13 protein-coding genes and 4 tRNA genes are annotated in these 17,817 nt (G+C 70.3%); 9 read left to right on the top strand and 8 right to left on the bottom strand.

Going from position 1 to position 17,817, the window contains the following annotated elements; all coding sequences use genetic code 11:
* The first annotated feature begins 101 nt into the window (after positions 1 to 101).
* From LWJ43_RS15365 to LWJ43_RS15380, 4 genes are all read left to right on the top strand, one after another.
* On the top strand, positions 102 to 1,631 hold the full coding sequence (locus LWJ43_RS15365) for a metallophosphoesterase family protein (RefSeq protein ID WP_277332816.1): 1,530 nt from the start codon (positions 102 to 104) through the stop codon (positions 1,629 to 1,631).
* A 180-nt stretch (positions 1,632 to 1,811) separates the two neighbouring features.
* Positions 1,812 to 1,884 (top strand) — tRNA-Glu (locus LWJ43_RS15370).
* Positions 1,885 to 1,923: 39 nt separating this feature from the next.
* Positions 1,924 to 1,998 (top strand) — tRNA-Asp (locus LWJ43_RS15375).
* 22 nt (positions 1,999 to 2,020) lie between these two features.
* A tRNA-Phe gene (locus LWJ43_RS15380) sits at positions 2,021 to 2,097 on the top strand.
* Between the two features lie 53 nt (positions 2,098 to 2,150).
* On the opposite strand, the gene LWJ43_RS15385 is transcribed toward LWJ43_RS15380, so the two are convergent.
* Together LWJ43_RS15385 and LWJ43_RS15390 are read right to left on the bottom strand one after the other, a co-directional pair.
* Positions 2,151 to 2,993 carry a cytochrome c biogenesis CcdA family protein gene (locus LWJ43_RS15385; RefSeq protein ID WP_277332817.1) on the bottom strand — a complete coding sequence of 281 codons (843 nt, stop codon included), beginning with the start codon at positions 2,991 to 2,993 and terminating at the stop codon, positions 2,151 to 2,153.
* The gene (locus tag LWJ43_RS15390; protein WP_277332818.1) at positions 2,990 to 3,796 is read right to left on the bottom strand and encodes a DsbA family protein; all 807 of its coding nucleotides are present in this window, start codon (positions 3,794 to 3,796) and stop codon (positions 2,990 to 2,992) included. Before LWJ43_RS15390 ends, LWJ43_RS15385 begins: the two co-directional genes overlap by 4 nt.
* 284 nt (positions 3,797 to 4,080) lie before the next feature.
* Here LWJ43_RS15390 and hrpA point away from each other — a divergent pair, with 284 nt between their 5' ends.
* The 3 genes from hrpA (at position 4,081) to LWJ43_RS15405 (ending at position 8,734) form a co-directional block, all read left to right on the top strand.
* A complete protein-coding gene (gene hrpA / locus LWJ43_RS15395; protein ID WP_277332819.1) occupies positions 4,081 to 8,028 on the top strand; it encodes an ATP-dependent RNA helicase HrpA in 3,948 nt (1,315 codons plus the stop codon).
* Between the two features lie 116 nt (positions 8,029 to 8,144).
* Positions 8,145 to 8,219 (top strand) — tRNA-Asp (locus LWJ43_RS15400).
* 143 nt (positions 8,220 to 8,362) lie between these two features.
* On the top strand, positions 8,363 to 8,734 hold the full coding sequence (locus LWJ43_RS15405; RefSeq protein WP_277332820.1) for a DUF6274 family protein: 372 nt from the start codon (positions 8,363 to 8,365) through the stop codon (positions 8,732 to 8,734).
* A 537-nt stretch (positions 8,735 to 9,271) separates the two neighbouring features.
* Here LWJ43_RS15405 and bldC read toward each other — a convergent pair.
* Together bldC and LWJ43_RS15415 are read right to left on the bottom strand one after the other, a co-directional pair.
* The gene (gene bldC, locus LWJ43_RS15410; RefSeq protein ID WP_277332821.1) at positions 9,272 to 9,478 is read right to left on the bottom strand and encodes a developmental transcriptional regulator BldC; all 207 of its coding nucleotides are present in this window, start codon (positions 9,476 to 9,478) and stop codon (positions 9,272 to 9,274) included.
* A gap of 660 nt (positions 9,479 to 10,138) precedes the next feature.
* A complete protein-coding gene (locus tag LWJ43_RS15415) occupies positions 10,139 to 10,981 on the bottom strand; it encodes a hypothetical protein (protein WP_277332822.1) in 843 nt (280 codons plus the stop codon).
* A gap of 177 nt (positions 10,982 to 11,158) precedes the next feature.
* Here LWJ43_RS15415 and LWJ43_RS15420 point away from each other — a divergent pair, with 177 nt between their 5' ends.
* Complete coding sequence (locus LWJ43_RS15420; protein ID WP_277332823.1) at positions 11,159 to 12,250, top strand: Leu/Phe/Val dehydrogenase; 1,092 nt, start codon at positions 11,159 to 11,161, stop codon at positions 12,248 to 12,250.
* 344 nt (positions 12,251 to 12,594) lie between these two features.
* The gene (locus tag LWJ43_RS15425) at positions 12,595 to 12,852 is read left to right on the top strand and encodes a DUF3073 domain-containing protein (RefSeq protein ID WP_014155056.1); all 258 of its coding nucleotides are present in this window, start codon (positions 12,595 to 12,597) and stop codon (positions 12,850 to 12,852) included.
* A gap of 138 nt (positions 12,853 to 12,990) precedes the next feature.
* On the opposite strand, the gene purM is transcribed toward LWJ43_RS15425, so the two are convergent.
* The 4 genes from purM to LWJ43_RS15445 form a co-directional block, all read right to left on the bottom strand.
* The gene (gene purM, locus LWJ43_RS15430) at positions 12,991 to 14,064 is read right to left on the bottom strand and encodes a phosphoribosylformylglycinamidine cyclo-ligase (protein ID WP_277332824.1); all 1,074 of its coding nucleotides are present in this window, start codon (positions 14,062 to 14,064) and stop codon (positions 12,991 to 12,993) included.
* 60 nt (positions 14,065 to 14,124) lie between these two features.
* Positions 14,125 to 15,651 (bottom strand): amidophosphoribosyltransferase, encoded by a 1,527-nt coding sequence (purF, locus tag LWJ43_RS15435; protein ID WP_277332825.1) that lies wholly within the window; start codon positions 15,649 to 15,651, stop codon positions 14,125 to 14,127.
* Positions 15,652 to 16,116: 465 nt separating this feature from the next.
* Positions 16,117 to 16,962 carry an META domain-containing protein gene (locus tag LWJ43_RS15440; RefSeq protein ID WP_277332826.1) on the bottom strand — a complete coding sequence of 282 codons (846 nt, stop codon included), beginning with the start codon at positions 16,960 to 16,962 and terminating at the stop codon, positions 16,117 to 16,119.
* Between the two features lie 37 nt (positions 16,963 to 16,999).
* Positions 17,000 to 17,800 (bottom strand): maleylpyruvate isomerase family mycothiol-dependent enzyme, encoded by an 801-nt coding sequence (locus LWJ43_RS15445; RefSeq protein ID WP_277332827.1) that lies wholly within the window; start codon positions 17,798 to 17,800, stop codon positions 17,000 to 17,002.
* Positions 17,801 to 17,817 lie beyond the last annotated feature (17 nt).

A 17,817-nucleotide genomic window follows, 5' to 3' on the forward strand; every position in this document is an offset into this window, starting at 1 on the left:
TCCGGAGGGGGCGGGCCGCACCCGCCCCGGGACCCACCCGCCCGGCCCATGCCTTCACGCCGCCCCGCATGTCCGCCGCCCGAACGGGGCATACGCGCCCAATGGCACGCCCGTTCCACGCCGCAGCCGTCCGTGTCCGCCGCCTCTCCCGCTCGCGCGCCGCCGCCCCCGCCGGCGGCCTCGTCCCCGCCGCGCACCCCTGGAAACGCGCGCTCGGCCTGCTGGCCGTGGTCGTACTGGGCGCCTGGCTGGGGCTGCTGGTCGTCGGCAGTGTGCGTACGCCGGTGGGCCCCATGGACACCACCATGACCCTGCGGCCCTCGGTGAGCGGCGGCACCAAGATCAACGTGTCGCCGCTCGGCGCCCTGGAGCTGGACTCCCACCACGCCCCGGTCCGCCTGGACGTGGACGTCGACCAGCTGGACCCGGAACGCTCGCAGGCCCTGGTCAAACACCCCGAACGCCTCTCCGGTCTCCAGGACGAGGTCACCGACGACGTCGCCGCCGGCACCCGCGAGCTGGCCCTCCGCTCCTGCGTGGCCGTGGTCTCCGGTGCCACCGCCCTCGGACTCGTCGTCTACCGGCGCCCGCGCCGCGCCCTCGCCGCCGGAGGCCTCGCCCTGGCGCTGCTGGCCGCCTCGGGGGTCAGCGCGTACGCCACCTGGAACCCGAAGTCCGTCCTGGAGCCGAAGTTCTCCGGACTGCTGTCCAGCGCCCCGTCGGTCGTCGGCGACGCCCGCTCGATCGTCACCGAGTTCGACGTCTACCAGCAGGAACTCGCCCGTCTGGTCACCAACGTCACCAAGCTGTACGACGCCACGTCCACGCTGCCCGTGTACCAGCCGGACCCCGGGACCATCCGGGTCCTGCACGTCTCCGACATCCATCTCAACCCGGCCGCCTGGCACATCATCGCCTCGCTCGTCGAGCAGTACGAGATCGACGTGATCATCGACTCGGGCGACACGATGGACCACGGCACCGCCGCCGAGAACGGCTTCCTGGACCCGGTCCGCGGCCTCGGCGCGCCCTACGTCTGGGTCAGGGGCAACCACGACTCGAAGCAGACCCAGGCCCATCTGCGGAAGACGAAGAACGCTCACGTCCTGGACGAGGGCGAAGCGGTGAGCGTGGCCGGGCTGCGGATCGCCGGCACCGGGGACCCCCAGTTCACCCCGGACCGCTCGCGCCCGACCGGCGGCAAGGCGTCCGAGCAGCTCGCCGGCATGCGGCTCGCCTCGGCCCTGCGCGACCAGAAGCGGGCGGGCACCCCGGTGGACATCGCGGTGGCGCACGACCCGAACGCGGCGCGCGAGACGGACGGAACGGTTCCGCTGGTCCTGGCCGGCCATGTGCACCACCGGGTGAACGAACTGCTGCCGTTCGGGACGCGACTGAAGGTCGAGGGCTCCACGGGCGGCGGCGGTCTGCGCGCCGTGCAGAACCAGAAGCCCGAGAAGGTGCGCGCGTCGGTGCTCTACCTGGACCGCCCCACCCGGCATCTGCAGGCCTGGGACGAGATCACCCTCGGCGGTCTCGGTCTCACGACCGCCGAGGTGAGCCGCCATCTCCCGGAGGAGAACCTGAAGAGTCCCTCCCCCTCCCCTAGCGTCCCGACGCCCTCCCCGTAGGACCTCTCGCTCGGATCAGGCCGGATCAGGGAGCGGGTCCCACGCGGCGAGGCGCGGTGCCAGGGCACGCGAGCCCGGCCTGATCCGAACGAGAAGCCAAACCGTTTTGGCGATACCTCCTCGCATCCCATATGCTTCTCACGTCCCCGACGCGCTGGAAAGCGCGCAGGTGGGCCCTTAGCCCTCATCGTCTAGTGGCCCAGGACGCCGCCCTTTCAAGGCGGTAGCACGGGTTCGAATCCCGTTGGGGGCACGCTTTACCGTGTGCGAGACTTGTCTCGCACATTAGCTAGGTCCTGTGGAGCAGTTTGGAGTGCTCGCCACCCTGTCAAGGTGGAGGCCGCGGGTTCAAATCCCGTCAGGACCGCTGCAGCCCGTACGAGCTGCGTGGCTGGGTAGCTCAGTTGGTACGAGCGATCGCCTGAAAAGCGATAGGTCGCCGGTTCGATCCCGGCCCCAGCCACCACCCGAAGGCCCCGTCCCGTGGACGGGGCCTTCGTCGTGCCGCCCCTCTCCGGTTCAGCCCGTTCCCGTCCGGCCGTCACGGCGCCGCCGCAGCACGTGGACGGTCAGCCCGAGCAGTGCCGCGGCCACCACCGCCGTCAGCGCCGCCACGTCCGGCACCCGTGCACCGAGCCGCCGGGCCCACTGCTCGACGGCGAACGACTCGTCCACGTCCAGGAGTCCGGGCAGTGCGGTCGTCCCGTCGTACACGAGGAAGAGCGTCCCGAGCCCGATGAAGAGGAGGCCGGAGACCAGCGAGGTGCTGTGCGTCCCGAAGCGGCCGGCACGCAGCGGCCTGCCGCGGAGCCAGGGCCGGCGACCGAGGTCGAATCGGTCCCAGAGCAGGGCGAGCACGAACAGCGGAACGGCCATGCCCAGCGCGTAGACCGCGAGCAGCAGTCCGCCGTAGACGGGGCTGCCGCTGACCGCCGCCACCGTGAGGACGCTGCCGAGGATCGGGCCCGCGCAGAAGCCGGCCAGACCGTGGACCGCGCCCAGCGCGTAGACGGAGACGGCGGTCGTGGGCCGGATCCGGCCACCGAGTGCGGCGATCCTCCGGCTGGCGAAGCCCAGCCCGGCGATCTGGGCGACCCCCAGCCCGATGATGAGCCAGCCCGCGCCGAGGACGAGCGCGTCACGGTGCCCGTGGAACAGCCGTCCTGCGTACGAACCCGCGGCGCCGAGCGGGACGAGGGTGGTGGCGAGCCCCGCGTAGAAGACACCCGTGCGCGCCAGGAGCCGTGAGGCGGAGCCGACGGAGTACGCGAAGAAGGCCGGGAGCAGCAGGGCACTGCACGGGCTGACCAGGGCGAGCAGACCGCCGAGCAGGGCGGCGAAGTAGCCGATGTCGGGGGTCACTTCGCCGGGTCCCCGGCGCTGCCCACATTCGCTTCCTCCGCCGCCGCGGCCTCGACGGCCTGGGTGAAGACCGCCGTGGGCTGGGCTCCGGCCAGGGGGCGGCCGTTGATGAGGAAGGACGGGGTGGACGTGGCGCCGATCCGGTACGCCTCCTGCCGGTCGGCGCCGACCGCCTCGGTGGCCGCCGCGCTGCCGGCGTCGCGGGAGAAGCGGGCGAGGTCCTTCACGCCGGCCTGCCGGGCGAGGGCCCTGAGACGGTCCTTGCCGAAGCCCTTCGCCTTGGCGTCCTCGGCGTACGCGACCCGGTGGAAGGCCCAGAAACGCCCCTGCCGGCCGGCCGCCCAGGAGGCGCGGGCGGCGGCCTCGGAGGCGTCGCCGAAGATCGGGAAGTTGCGCCACTCGATGCGCAGGGTGCCGTCGTCGACGTACCTCTTGATCAGTTCGGGTTCGGTGTCCCGGGCGAACTTCCCGCAGTAGCCGCACTGGAAGTCGGCGTACTCGATGAGGACGACGGGGGCGTCGGTGCGGCCCCGCGCCTGCTCGTCGCCCGCGTCACGCCGGGCGAGTCCGGCCAGTTCCCGGTGGACGCCGGGGTCCGGCTCGGTGGCCGCGGCGGCCGGGGTGCGGGCGGCGGATCCGTCCGGGGCGGTCGCCCGGTAGGAGACGAAGCCGAGGAGTCCGGCGGCGAGAACGACGACGAGGCCGAAGAACACCGGCTTCTTCGAGAAGGCGCCCTTCTTCGGGGACGGCTTCCTCGCCGACGGCTTCTTCACCGTGGACGAGGGGCGAGGGGGCGTGGGCATACGGCGCTCCGTGCGGGTGGGGGGTGAGCGGGGTCTGGGGGGATCTCCACGGGGTGCGGGAGGCGCCCGCGCTCTTCGGCACCCGGCGGCGCGGGCACGTCCCGGAACACGGGCCGCCTTGCGCGGGGAAGGGTGATCCGTTGCCCGGAATGGTACGCGCTGTGATCGCTCACTCCCGTTCGGTGACCGATGTCCGCGGCGTCTCCCTCTGAAAGCGGTGCGACGCGGCCAGGACCGAAATGCGTTCGCCACTCCTCGCGCGCGGGTGAGATCCTGGGGTCCGTATGTCTACTTCCTTCGCCGATCTCCAGTCCCTGCTCGGGCAGCTCCCGCTCCGCGACGCGCACAGGCTCGGCCGCCGTCTGGAGGGTGCCCGCCGCATCCGCAAGCCGGAGGCCCGCCAGTCCGTACTGGACGAGATCTCCGCCGAGGCCGGGAAGGCAGCCGAACGGCTCGCGGGGCGCGCCGCGCGGGTGCCCGCGCTGTCGTACCCGGAGCAGCTCCCGGTCAGCCAGAAGAAGGACGAGATCCTGGAGGCGATACGCGACCACCAGGTCGTGATCGTCGCCGGTGAGACGGGCTCGGGCAAGACCACGCAGATCCCCAAGATCTGCATGGAGCTGGGACGTGGCGTCCGGGGCATGATCGGGCACACCCAGCCCCGTCGGATCGCGGCGCGCACGGTCGCCGAGCGTGTCGCGGACGAGCTGAAGACCCCGCTGGGCGAGGCGGTCGGCTGGAAGGTGCGCTTCACCGACCAGGTGAACCCGGACGCGACCTTCGTGAAGCTGATGACGGACGGCATCCTGCTGGCCGAGATCCAGACGGACCGCGAGCTCCTCGCCTACGACACGATCATCATCGACGAGGCCCACGAGCGGTCGCTGAACATCGACTTCCTGATGGGCTATCTGGCCAGGCTGCTGCCCAAGCGGCCCGATCTGAAGGTCGTCATCACCTCGGCGACCATCGACCCGGAGCGCTTCGCCAAGCACTTCGGCGAGGCGCCGATCGTGGAGGTCAGCGGCAGGACCTATCCCGTGGAGGTGCGCTACCGGCCCCTCCTCGAGGAGGACAGCGAGGACTCGGACCGGGACCAGATCACCGCCATCTGCGACGCGGTGGACGAACTGGACCACGAGGGCCCCGGCGACGTCCTGGTCTTCCTCTCCGGCGAGCGGGAGATCCGCGACACCGCGGACGCGCTGAACAAGCGCCACCTCAGACACACCGAGGTGCTCCCCCTCTACGCCCGCCTGTCGCACGCCGAGCAGCACCGTGTGTTCCAGCGCCACACCGGTCGCAGGATCGTCCTGGCGACGAACGTCGCGGAGACCTCGCTGACCGTCCCCGGCATCAAGTACGTGATCGACCCGGGCAACGCCCGCATCTCCCGCTACAGCCACCGCACCAAGGTCCAGAGGCTGCCGATCGAGCGGATCTCGCAGGCCAGCGCCAACCAGCGCAAGGGCCGCTGCGGCCGTACGTCGGACGGCATCTGCATCCGGCTGTACTCCGAGGACGACTTCCTGACCCGCCCGGAGTTCACCGATCCGGAGATCCTGCGGACCAACCTCGCCTCCGTCATCCTCCAGATGACCGCGGCCGGCCTCGGCGACATCGAGAAGTTCCCCTTCATCGACCCGCCGGACCACCGCAACATCCGTGACGGCGTGCAGTTGCTCCAGGAGCTCGGCGCGCTGGAGGCGGCGGAGAAGTCCCCCGAGGAGGGGAAGCGGGGACAGCGGCTGACCCCGCTCGGCCGCAAGCTCTCCCAGCTGCCCGTGGACCCGCGGCTGGCCCGCATGGTCCTCGAGGCCGACAAGAACGGCTGTGCCCGCGAGGTCATGGTCATCGCGGCGGCGCTCTCCATCCAGGACCCGCGCGAGCGCCCCTCGGAGAAGCAGACCCAGGCCGACCAGAACCACGCCCGCTTCAAGGACGAGACGTCGGACTTCCTGGCGTTCCTGAACCTCTGGAACTACATCCGCGAGCAGCAGAAGGAGCGCGGCTCCTCCAGCTTCCGCCGGATGTGCAAACAGGAGTACCTCAACTTCCTGCGGATCCGCGAGTGGCAGGACATCTACGCGCAGCTGCGTACGGTCGCCAAGCAGATGGGCATCACCGTCGAGGAGCCCAAGGCTGACGCCGGCATCCCGGAACAGGCGGTGCACACCTCGCTGCTGGCCGGCCTCCTGTCGCACATCGGGCTGAAGGACACCGAGAAGAACGAGTACCTGGGTGCCCGCAGCGCCAAGTTCGCGATCTTCCCGGGTTCCGCGCTGTTCAAGAAGCAGCCCCGGTTCGTGATGTCGGCCGAGCTGGTCGAGACGTCCCGGCTGTGGGCGCGCGTCAACGCGAAGGTCGAGCCGGAGTGGATCGAGCCGCTCGCCCAGCACCTGCTGAAGCGCACCTACAGCGAGCCGCACTGGGAGAAGGACCAGGCCGCGGTCATGGCGTACGAGCGGGTCACGCTCTACGGGGTACCGATCGTCGCCCAGCGCAAGATCAATTTCGGCCGCATCGACCAGGAGGCGTCACGCGATCTGTTCATCCGCAACGCGCTGGTCGAGGGGGACTGGCGCACGCACCACCAGTTCTTCCACGACAACCGCAAGCTGCTGGGCGAGGTCGAGGAGCTGGAGCACCGGGCCCGGCGCCGCGACATCCTCGTGGACGACGAGACGCTCTTCGACTTCTACGACCGGCGGATCCCGGAGCACATCGTCTCGGGGGCGCACTTCGACTCCTGGTGGAAGCACAAGCGCCACGACGAGCCGGACGCGCTCGACTTCGAGCGCTCGATGCTCATCAACGAGAAGGCGGGGGCCGTCACCAAGGACGACTACCCCGACTCCTGGCGGCAGGGGAAGCTCAAATTCCGGGTGACCTACCAGTTCGAGCCGGGCGCCGACGCCGACGGTGTGACCGTCCACGTCCCGCTCCAGGTCCTCAACCAGGTCACCTCCGAGGGTTTCGACTGGCAGATCCCGGGCCTGCGGGACCAGGTCGTCACCGAGCTCATCCGCTCGCTGCCCAAGCCGATCCGCCGGCACTACGTCCCGGCCCCGGACTACGCGACGAAGTTCCTGGACCGTGCGGTCCCCCTGCAGGAGCCGCTTCCGCTGACGCTCGCCCGTGAGCTCCAGCGGATGGTCGGCGTCCCGGTCACGGCGGACGACTTCGACCTGTCACGCGTCCCGGACCACCTGAAGGTCACCTTCCGGATCACCGACGAGCGGCGCCGGAAGGTCGCCGAGGACAAGGACCTGGAGGCGTTGAAGATCCAGCTACGCCCCAAGGCCCGCCAGGCCCTCTCCAAGGCCGCCGCGGCCACCGCGGGGCCCTCGGGCGAGTCCATCGAGCGTTCGGGCCTCACCGACTGGACGATCGGCACCCTGGACCGGGTCTTCGAGACCCGGAGGGCCGGCCAGCCCGTGAAGGCGTACCCGGCGCTCGTCGACCAGGGCGCGACCGTCGCCGTACGGCTCTTCGACACGGAGGCCGAACAGCAGCAGCAGATGTGGCGCGGGACCCGCAGGCTGATCCTGCTGAACATCCCGGTGAATCCGGCCAAGTTCGCCTCGGACAAGCTCACCAACCAGCAGAAGCTGGCCCTGTCCCGCAATCCGCACGGCTCCATCCAGGCGCTGTTCGACGACTGCGCGACGGCGGCGGCCGACAGGCTGATCGCCGCGCACGGCGGCCCGGCCTGGGACGAGGCGTCGTTCCGGAAGCTGTACGACAAGGTGCGCGCCGACCTCGTGGACCTCACCGTCCGCACGATCGGCCAGGTGCAGCAGATCCTGGCGGCCTGGCAGGCCTGTGAGCGCCGGCTGAAGTCGACGAACAGCCTGGTCCTGATCAACAACGTCACCGACGTGCGGGACCACCTGGCCCGACTCGTCCCGGCCGGGTTCGTCACGGCGACCGGGCTGCCCAGACTGCCCGACCTGATGCGCTATCTCGTCGCCGAGGACCGCCGGCTCCAGCAGATGCCGACGAACGTCCAGCGCGACACCACGCGCATGGAGAAGGTCCACGAGATGCAGGACGAGTACGCCTGGCTGCTCGAACAGCTCCCGCAGGGGCGGCCCGTGCCCCAGGCGGTGCTGGACATCCGCTGGATGATCGAGGAACTGCGCGTGAGCTACTTCGCGCACGCGCTGGGCACCGCGCAGCCCGTCTCGGACAAGCGGATCGTGAAGGCGATCGACGCGGCGGCGCCGTGAACGGACCCCCCGTGAAGGCGTGACGGGAACCGCACTGTGAGTGAGTTCGACCTGGCCGCCGGACCTCCTGTACAGTCTTGCTTCGCAGCAGGCCGCAAGGCAGGCAGCGAAAACCTGGTCCTGTGGAGCAGTTTGGAGTGCTCGCCACCCTGTCAAGGTGGAGGCCGCGGGTTCAAATCCCGTCAGGACCGCAGTAGACGAAAGCCCGGATCCTCTGGATCCGGGCTTTCGCGCGTCTTGACGCCGCGCTCCCTGCGCGGGTAACTCCGTAGGACGGAGTCCGCACCCGTTTCCCTCGACGCGGGGCGGCCGGGTCCACCGGGAGGCCGCACGCATGTCTGCGCCCACGGAAAAGCACGAGACCCGCGCGCTGTTGCGCGCCCACCTGGCGGCCGCCTCCGGCTACCGCCACCTCACCCACCGCTGTCCGATCTGCCACCGCCTCCTGCGGCTCGCCACGGAGCCCCTGACGGCCCCACAGGAGCCGTACAGGACCCAGGAGGCCGACAATGCGGCCGAGGCGCCACCGACCCCCGACACGCCCCCCGGCACCCCCGTGAGGGACACCGGGGCGCCGCCCCGCGCGGCCCGGCCGCGTGCGGTCGGCACCGAGGCCGGCGCGGAGGCTCACGCGGCCCCCTCCGGAGCCGGCCCCCGGGGTCGCCCCGACGTTCGCCCCGGGGACAAAAGTCCTCCCACGACATGACCATCCGCCGCAGCCAACCGCCCCCGCGCAGTGGCAGGCTCGTAGTCGGCAGGGCTCTGCAGGTGTGACGGGAGTCACCCAACCAGTTTTGGGCGGTGGGCACTTTACGCACTTCCTACAACTGGCGAATTTAATATGTGCAATTGCACTGCCCTGGAAGTACATCCCGGACCGTTCCACCCGAGCCGCCCCACGACACCCGGGACCCGGGCGAACAGTCCCGAACAACCCCGCCCACAGTCGCACGCGGCCTCCTCACAAACCGACCCGTCGGCAGGTTCGGGCGGCCGCTCGAGCGGTGCGGACGCCTCCGAGCACACCCCGGGCGCCGACGGGGCACCGTCCGGAACACCCCCCGGACACAAAAAGATCGCGCTGGACCCGGCGGAGTCCAGCGCGATCGAACGACGTACCCGCATGTTCACAGGCATGGAGCCCGTTGGGGCGGGCACCCGTCGTATGGAGCTATGAGTGGGATCACCGGGGGTTGGGGGACCCTTCGGCGCCCTGCTGTGGCTTGCGGCGGCAGGGGGTGTGTCAGGCCTCGCTGCGCTGCTGCGGAATACCCGCAAGCAGTGCGCGGACCTCTGCCTCGCGGTATCGGCAATGCCCACCGAGCGTGCGGATGGACGTGAGCTTGCCAGCCTTCGCCCAACGGGTGACCGTCTTCGGGTCCACGCGGAACATCGTGGCGACCTCAGCCGGGGTCAGCAGCGGCTCGGCATCAGGGGTGCGAGCGGTCATGAGCGGCCTCCTCGGGAGAACCGAACCTTCTCGGTTCTTTCCTCTAAATTCTGCACCTTGACCCGCGTTGCCCGAAATGGCGGACGCGGGCCGAGTCGGTTATAGGACGAACGGCTTGTCCTCGGCACTACAACTACACCATCCGTCCAGCCACGTCGGCCAAACCGATGGAATTGCCCTCCCAGGTGTTCATCAGCGACGGAAGCCGATGGACCATGCCATAGCGGACAGTCACGCCCCAGTAACGATCAGTCACAGGACAACCAGGAGTCGTCAGAAGTCGTCAGACCCCCCATAGCGTGCAATGCTGAGCATTCCACCCATAGTTGGGCGGACAGAGTCCTCCCCGGACTCCTTGTCCTATTTTGGCATGAGGAGTAGGGAAGGGCGCAAGGGCCCCGTTAGTGCTATCCGTCACGCTTGAGGCAAAGGCCCGGTTCGGGACGTAGGTCCCACGCCCCACGAACGGATTCTCGCCCCACCTGTCACACGCATCACACCCGGGTCGGGTTCACGGCCCGTCAGTTGCCGTCAGGACATCTCCGTTCACCTCCGCCGGACTCCCTCGGCGTCCTCGAATGTCGGACACCTCACAGGATGTCTCTTCCCTGTCGATAGCGCCTCTATGCGGCGTTGCATTGCGATTGGCACCGCTTCGGGCTAGTTGGAGGATTGTAGGTCGCGCACCGCACGCCAGCGTGCCGCGAGCCGCCCGTAGGCGACACCCGCCGCGTCGTTGTCCCCCTCACGCAGCGCCGCGATGCCCTCGGCCACATCGGCGGCCGACCGGTCACCGGTGAGCTGCTCGGCGCTCAGGGCGTGAACCAGCCCGCCGTAGTCCAGCTCGACCATGGCGCGGGGGTGGAACTCCTCCAGCCAGCGGCCCACCTCCACCAGCCCCTCGGTCAGCGGCCCTTCGTCGACGGTCTCCCGCAGGGTCCGCAGCGCCCGGGCCAACCGTCGCCGCGCCTGCACCATCGGCGTCCGGTAGCGGAGCAGCCGGCCCTCGGCGCTGCCGCCGGTCACGCACTCCCGTTCCTCGTCGTCGAACAGGACGAACCAGCGCACCGGCACGTGCCACACCGTGGTCCGGATCCAGGGACGTGCGTCCGGATTCCTCTCGGTCCACCGCTCGTGGTCCGCCGTCGCCTGCCCCCGCACCACCGGGGGCAGAACCGCGTCCAGCACAGTGGCCGGAAACAGACCTCCCAGTTCGCTCATCGCCAGCCAGCCGCGCATCCGGGTCCTCCACGGGCAGACGCAGATCACCCCGTCGACCACAGCGACGAAGGCGTCCCCGCTCTCGTGCACGGGCACCGCCACCGGAGGGGTGGGGACCAGGCCGGCCAGCGAGCCGCGCAGCTCGTCCTGGGCCGTGGGGAGGTCCACGCGCCGGGCGTAACGCGTCCAGTGGCCCCGTTCGGGTTCACCGAAGGCGGCGAGCGGCTCGTACACCCGCAGGTAGGACGCGTAAGGGACGAGCACCGAAGACACCACCGACATGCGGTAGATCGTGTCACGGCCGTACTCCACAGGGGGGTGATGCCGGGGAGGGGAACAGATCTGCGCGTCGCGAGGACTTACGCTCTTGCCCAGTCGACCGGCCGGGTGCCGGTCGGTCCGGGACCCTCCCCACCTTCAGGAGGGTCTTCCGCCGCTTCGTACTTGGGAGTCACCACCGTGACCGATGTGACCGGCGTACCCGTCGACGTGCTCCGCACCCTGTTCCACTCGGATCAGGGAGGCCATGAGCAGGTCGTGATCTGCCAGGACCGCGCCAGCGGTCTCAAGGCCGTCATCGCCATCCACTCCACCGCCCTGGGCCCGGCCCTCGGAGGGACCCGCTTCTATCCGTACGCCTCCGAGGAGGAGGCCGTCGCGGACGCGCTGAACCTGTCGCGCGGCATGTCGTACAAGAACGCCATGGCCGGCCTGGACCACGGCGGCGGCAAGGCCGTGGTCATCGGCGACCCCGCCCTGATCAAGTCCGAGGAACTGCTCCTGGCCTACGGCCGGTTCGTGGCGTCCCTCGGCGGACGCTATGTGACCGCCTGTGATGTCGGCACGTACGTCGCCGACATGGACGTCGTCGCCCGCGAGTGCCGCTGGACCACCGGCCGCTCCCCCGAGAACGGCGGCGCCGGCGACTCGTCCGTCCTCACCGCGTTCGGCGTCTTCCAGGGGATGCGGGCCTCCGCACAGCACCTGTGGGGAGACCCGACACTGCGTGGCCGCAAGGTCGGCGTCGCGGGGGTCGGCAAGGTCGGCCACCACCTGGTCGCACACCTGCTGAGCGACGGTGCCGAGGTCGTGGTGACGGACGTCCGCGAGGAGTCCGTACGCCGGGTCACCGACCTGCACCCCGAGGTCTCCGTCGCCGCGGACACCGACGCGCTGATCCGCACCGAGGGACTCGACATCTACGCCCCGTGCGCGCTCGGCGGCGCGCTGAACGACGAGACCGTGCCGGTGCTCACCGCCAAGGTGGTGTGCGGTGCCGCCAACAACCAGCTCGCGCACCCGGGCATCGAGAAGGACCTTGCCGACCGATCGGTTCTGTACGCACCGGACTACGTGGTGAACGCCGGTGGCGTCATCCAGGTCGCCGACGAGCTCAACGGTTTCGACTTCGACCGGTGCAAGGCGAAGGCCACGAAGATCTTCGACACCACGCTGGCCATATTCGCACGTGCGAAGGCGGACGGAATTCCGCCGGCCGCCGCGGCCGACCGGATCGCCGAGCAGCGGATGGCGGACGCCCGCCGTCCCTGACACGTCGCGGAGGTGTCCGGCGCCCGTCACCGAGCTGTCCATGAGCCCGGTGGCGGGCCCCTGTACGGGCGGGGAGGACGGCGGGCCGTCCACAGGGAGACAAGACTCACTCCGGTCGGCGGGTCGGCCGTCCACAAGAGGTTAAAATCAGGGTTGACCAGCGAGGACGGGCTCCTCTTCGGTCCTGCACAGCGGCACGTGATGCGGGCGGCGTACCGTATGGCCGAGGAAGCAGGTACGGTTAAAGCCACGGGCGCGGTCTCTCAGCCGAGAGTCCGTCCCGAAACATGAACGCGTGTCAAGACTCTGGGGCCGTCGAGCCCCGTCACCGAGGGGGTCGAGCCATGGGGCGCGGCCGGGCAAAGGCCAAGCAGACCAAGGTCGCCCGCCAGCTGAAGTACAGCAGCGGCGGGACTGACCTGTCACGTCTGGCCAATGAGCTGGGCGCATCGCCTTCGAGTCAACCACCGAACGCCGAGCCGTTCGAGGACGACGACGAGGAAGATGACCCGTACGCACAGTACGCGGATCTGTACAACGACGACGAGGACGCGGACGAGGACGACCAGTCCGGTCCGTCGTCACAGCGCCGCGGCGCTTGACCTCGCGCTGACACATCAACCCGGTCCGGGCCTGCCCGGACCGGGTTCTGTGCTGTCCGGGCACGGAGCGTCCCCGCCCCGCGTCGATGAGGCGCCCCCGCCGGCCCGGTGGTGTGACGGGCCGGCGGTCATGACGTCCTACCGTGCGTAGCTGCCGGTCAGCTCGGCGCCCGTGGCGTGGTCACCGCGCTCGGTGATCTCACCGGCGACCCAGGAGTCGACACCCCGGTCGGCCAGCGTCGTCAGAGCGACGTCCACCGAATCGGCCGGGACGACGGCGATCATGCCGACGCCCATGTTGAGCGTCTTCTCCAGCTCCAGCTGCTCGACCTGCCCGGCCTTGCCGACGAGGTCGAAGACGGCGCCCGGCGTCCAGGTGGAACGGTCGACCGTGGCGTGCAGCGCGTCCGGGATCACCCGGGCCAGGTTGTTGGCCAGGCCACCGCCGGTGACATGGCTGAAGCCGTGCACCTCGGTCGTGCGGGTCAGCGCCAGACAGTCCAGGGAGTAGATCCTGGTGGGCTCCAGGAGCTCCTCGCCGAGCGTCCTGCCGAACTCCTCGACCTGCCGGTCCAGGGTCCAGCCGGCCCGGTCGAAGACCACGTGGCGCACGAGCGAGTACCCGTTCGAGTGAAGACCGGACGATGCCATCGCGATCACGGCGTCACCCTTACGGATACGGTCCGGACCGAGCAGGAGGTCGGCCTCGACCACACCCGTCCCGGCACCGGCGACGTCGAAGTCGTCCGGACCCAGCAGGCCCGGGTGCTCGGCCGTCTCTCCGCCGACCAGGGCGCAGCCGGCGAGGACGCAGCCCTCGGCGATGCCCTTCACGATGGCCGCGACACGCTCGGGATGCACCTTGCCGACGCAGATGTAGTCGGTCATGAAGAGCGGCTCCGCGCCGCACACGACCAGGTCGTCGACGACCATGCCGACGAGGTCGTGCCCGATGGTGTCGTACACGCCCATCTGCCGGGCCAGATCGACCTTCGTGCCGACGCCGTCGGTGGCGGAGGCGAGCAGGGGGCGCTCGTAACGCTTGAGCGCCGAGGCGTCGAAGAGGCCGGCGAAACCGCCGAGGCCGCCGAGGCCCGCGACCTCGGGGCGCTGCGTCTTCTTCACCCACTCCTTCATCAGCTCGACGGCGCGGTCACCGGCTTCGATGTCGACGCCCGCCGCAGCGTAGGAAGCACCTGTTGTCTCAGACATTGCCCGGGATCTTTCGTGTGGGAGTACGGGGCTGGTGGGGAAGCAGCCGGTCGGTCCGGGTCACGGACGACGCAGCGCGTCGGCCGCCGCGGTCGCGGCGGGGCCGGCCGCCAGCTCGGTCTCCAGCAGCTGCTTGCCGAGCAGTTCCGGGTCCGGGAGCTCCATCGGGTATTCGCCGTCGAAGCAGGCGCGGCAGAGGTTCGGCTTGGCGATCGTCGTCGCCTCGACCATCGCGTCGAGCGAGATGTACGCGAGGGAGTCGGCCCCCATGGAGGTGCCGATCTCGTCCACGGACATGCCGTTGGCGATCAGCTCGGCGCGCGTCGCGAAGTCGATGCCGAAGAAGCAGGGCCACTTCACGGGCGGCGAGGAGATCCGGATGTGGATCTCGGCGGCGCCCGCCTCGCGGAGCATCCTCACCAGGGCTCGCTGGGTGTTGCCGCGGACGATCGAGTCGTCGACGACCACCAGGCGCTTGCCCTTGATGACTTCCTTGAGGGGGTTGAGCTTCAGCCGGATACCCAGCTGACGGATGGTCTGCGAGGGCTGGATGAAGGTCCGGCCGACATAGGCGTTCTTGACCAGCCCGGCTCCGAACGGAATTCCGCTCGCCTCCGCGTAACCGATCGCCGCGGGGGTTCCCGATTCCGGCGTCGCTATGACCAGATCCGCGTCGACGGGAGCCTCGGCCGCCAGCTTCCGGCCCATCTCCACACGGGAGAGGTAGACGTTCCGACCGGCGATGTCGGTGTCGGGGCGGGCCAGGTAGACGTACTCGAAGACACAGCCCTTGGGCTTCGCTTCTGCGAAGCGAGAGGTGCGCAGGCCGTTCTCGTCGATGGCGACGAGCTCGCCCGGCTCGATCTCGCGGACGTAGCTGGCACCGCAGATGTCGAGGGCGGCGGACTCGGAGGCCACCACCCAGCCACGCTCGAGCCGGCCGAGGACCAGCGGGCGGATGCCCTGCGGGTCACGGGCGGCGTAGAGCGTGTGCTCGTCCATGAAGACCAGCGAGAAGGCACCCTTGACCTCGGGAAGCACCTTGGCGGCGGCCTCCTCGATGGTGAGCGGCTTGTCGTCTTCGTCTCTCTGGCCGGCGAGCAGCGCGGTCACCAGGTCGGTGTCGTTCGTCGCCGCGACCTGGGTCGCACGGCCGTCCTTGCGCGGAAGGTCGGCGACCATCCCGGCGAGCTGGGCCGTGTTGACCAGGTTGCCGTTGTGACCCAGGGCGATCGAGCCGTGCGCGGTGGCACGGAACGTCGGCTGCGCGTTCTCCCACACCGAGGCACCGGTGGTGGAGTAGCGGGCATGACCGACCGCGATATGGCCCTGGAGCGAACCCAGAGACGTTTCGTCGAAGACCTGCGAGACCAGTCCCATGTCTTTGAAGACCAGGATCTGGGACCCGTTGCTCACTGCGATGCCCGCGGACTCCTGTCCACGGTGCTGCAGGGCATACAGTCCGAAATAGGTGAGCTTGGCGACCTCTTCACCCGGAGCCCAGACACCGAAGACGCCGCAAGCGTCCTGGGGGCCTTTCTCTCCGGGGAGCAGGTCGTGGTTGAGTCGTCCATCACCACGAGGCACGCCACCGAGTGTAGGCGAGATCGACCACCGGTCCGAATTGGGTGACCACCCGGCAGGGGCTGCGGACGAGGCGCGGGAGCGCTCCCCGCAACGACCGGGGGCGAGGTCGGACGATCACTCCGGGTGATCACGCAGGATGCCTCGCCCCCGCCCCGGAAGGCCTCGGGGCCGCCGACGCCCGGGATGGGCGGCGGTTACCGGCCGGTCCGGCAAGTGGGCACCCCCGCACCGGAATCGCCCCGCTCGTGGCGCTCGGTGAGCCGGGGAGGCCCTGCGGGCGGGTGGCGTCCGAGCCCTCGTTCCGTGGTGAGCCTCACACCGCGGAGCCCGGCCGAAGCCCCCGTGATGCCTTCAGCGGCCCCGGCGTGCCCCCCGTTCCGGCCCGGCGGGTGCGCCGGGACCCGAACGCGGGCGGACGGAATCCCGCCCCCGGGCCCCCGGACGGATCGGCGCCGCACCGGCCGGTCAGTCCTCGGCCGCCGGAGCGGACGCGTCGAGGCCCTTGCCGCCCTTCGCCTCGATCGACAGGGAGCGGTGATCGATCTCGTACGACGTCTCCCCCTCCAGCACACCGAGCAGCGCGCGCTCCAGCCGCATCTCGGCGCCGGGGCATATCTTCCGGGTGGAGGCGAGCGGACCGAAGGTGAGCGTGGAGCCGGAGACGGTCGCCTTGCCGTGGAACGAGTTGCAGCCGAGGTTCCCCTCCACCGATCCGTCCTCGCCGAAGGTGAGGTGCGCCTTGCCCTCCGTACCGGCGGGCAGGGAGGAGGCGACGCTGCCGGACACGAGTCCGGTGACCTTCCAGGCGGTGCCGGTGAGCGGGGCCGGCGGCTCCGCTGTGAGGGCGATGGAGTCGCCGTGCGCGGTGGTCAGGGTCAGGGCCTTCGCCTTGCCCTGACCCGCCTCGGCGGCCTTGAGCTCGCCGTGGAAGGCCTTGCCCATCGCGTTCTCGAACCCCTGGACCTCCTTGGCGCAGGCCATCCGTGTGGTGGTGCCCCGCCCGACGGTGACCTTGTCGCCGTCGAGGCGGACGTCGGCGGAGAAGCGGTTGCAGCCGAGGCTGCCCGTGGCCTTCCCCTCGGAGTCGATCTCGACGTGGGCGCCGTCGGGGGCGGAGGTCTTCTTCCCGCCGACGGTCAGGGACGACACGTTCCATCGGACCCCGGTCACCTTCGGTTCCGTGCGTACGGTGCCGCTGCCGTCCCCGGAGTCCCCGGATCCCGCTCCGGAGCCCGACTCCGTACCGCAGGAGGCAAGGGTGAAGGTGGCCAGGACGGCAAGGGCGCTGACGGACATACGTTGTGTGCGCATGGCCATGGGACGGAACGACCGGCCGATCCGGTTCCGTTCAGCCCGTCAGCGGGAGCAGCGGGGCGAGATCGGCCCGCTCACCGCTGGCGCTGACCTGCGCCTCGTCGAGGGCCTCCGTCCACCGCGTACGGCCGGTCGCCAGCCGGACCCAGGTGAGCGGATCCGTCTCGACGACGTTGGGCGGGGTGCCCCGGGTGTGTCTGGGGCCGCCGATGCACTGGACGACGGCGAAGGGCGGGACGCGCACCTCGACCGAGCCGCCGGGCGCCTTGTCCGCGAGCGCGTCCGCGAGCAGCCGGGTGCAGGCGGCGAGTGCCTGACGGTCGTACGGGAGGTCGAGACCGGTCGCCCGGTGGAGATCGTCGGTGTGGACGACGAGTTCCACGGTGCGGGTGACCAGGAGGTCACCGAGCCGCATGGTGCCCGCCCGCGTCGTCACCAGCCGCTCCCCCGGGCTCCCCGCGACGAGCCGGGAGAACCGCTCGGCCGTCTCCTCGTACAACGCGCCGAGACCGGGCCGTGCCGCGGCCAGGGTCCTGGCGTCGTCCGTGATCCCCTCGTCCCGCCCCACCGTGGACGGAGGCCACTCCAGCAGGGTGAGCTGTGGCTTGGCGCCGGAAGGCTCGGGCAGCTCCAGCTCACGGCTGACCCGCTCCAGCACCGTGGTCACGTGTGCCGCGAGGTCCCGCACGGTCCACTCCCCCAGCCCGGACGGGCCGGACAGCTGCTCCGGCGTCAGGGCGCGGACGGCGGCCTGTACGTGGGCGAACTGTGCCAGGACCGCCGTGCGGGTCCGGCTGAGGTCGTAGGAGCGTGGGCGCTTCTTGGCCGGGGGCATGAAGGGGAGACTAACCG

This window comes from Streptomyces sp. JH34, from assembly GCF_029428875.1.
Classification (GTDB): Bacteria; Actinomycetota; Actinomycetes; order Streptomycetales; family Streptomycetaceae; genus Streptomyces.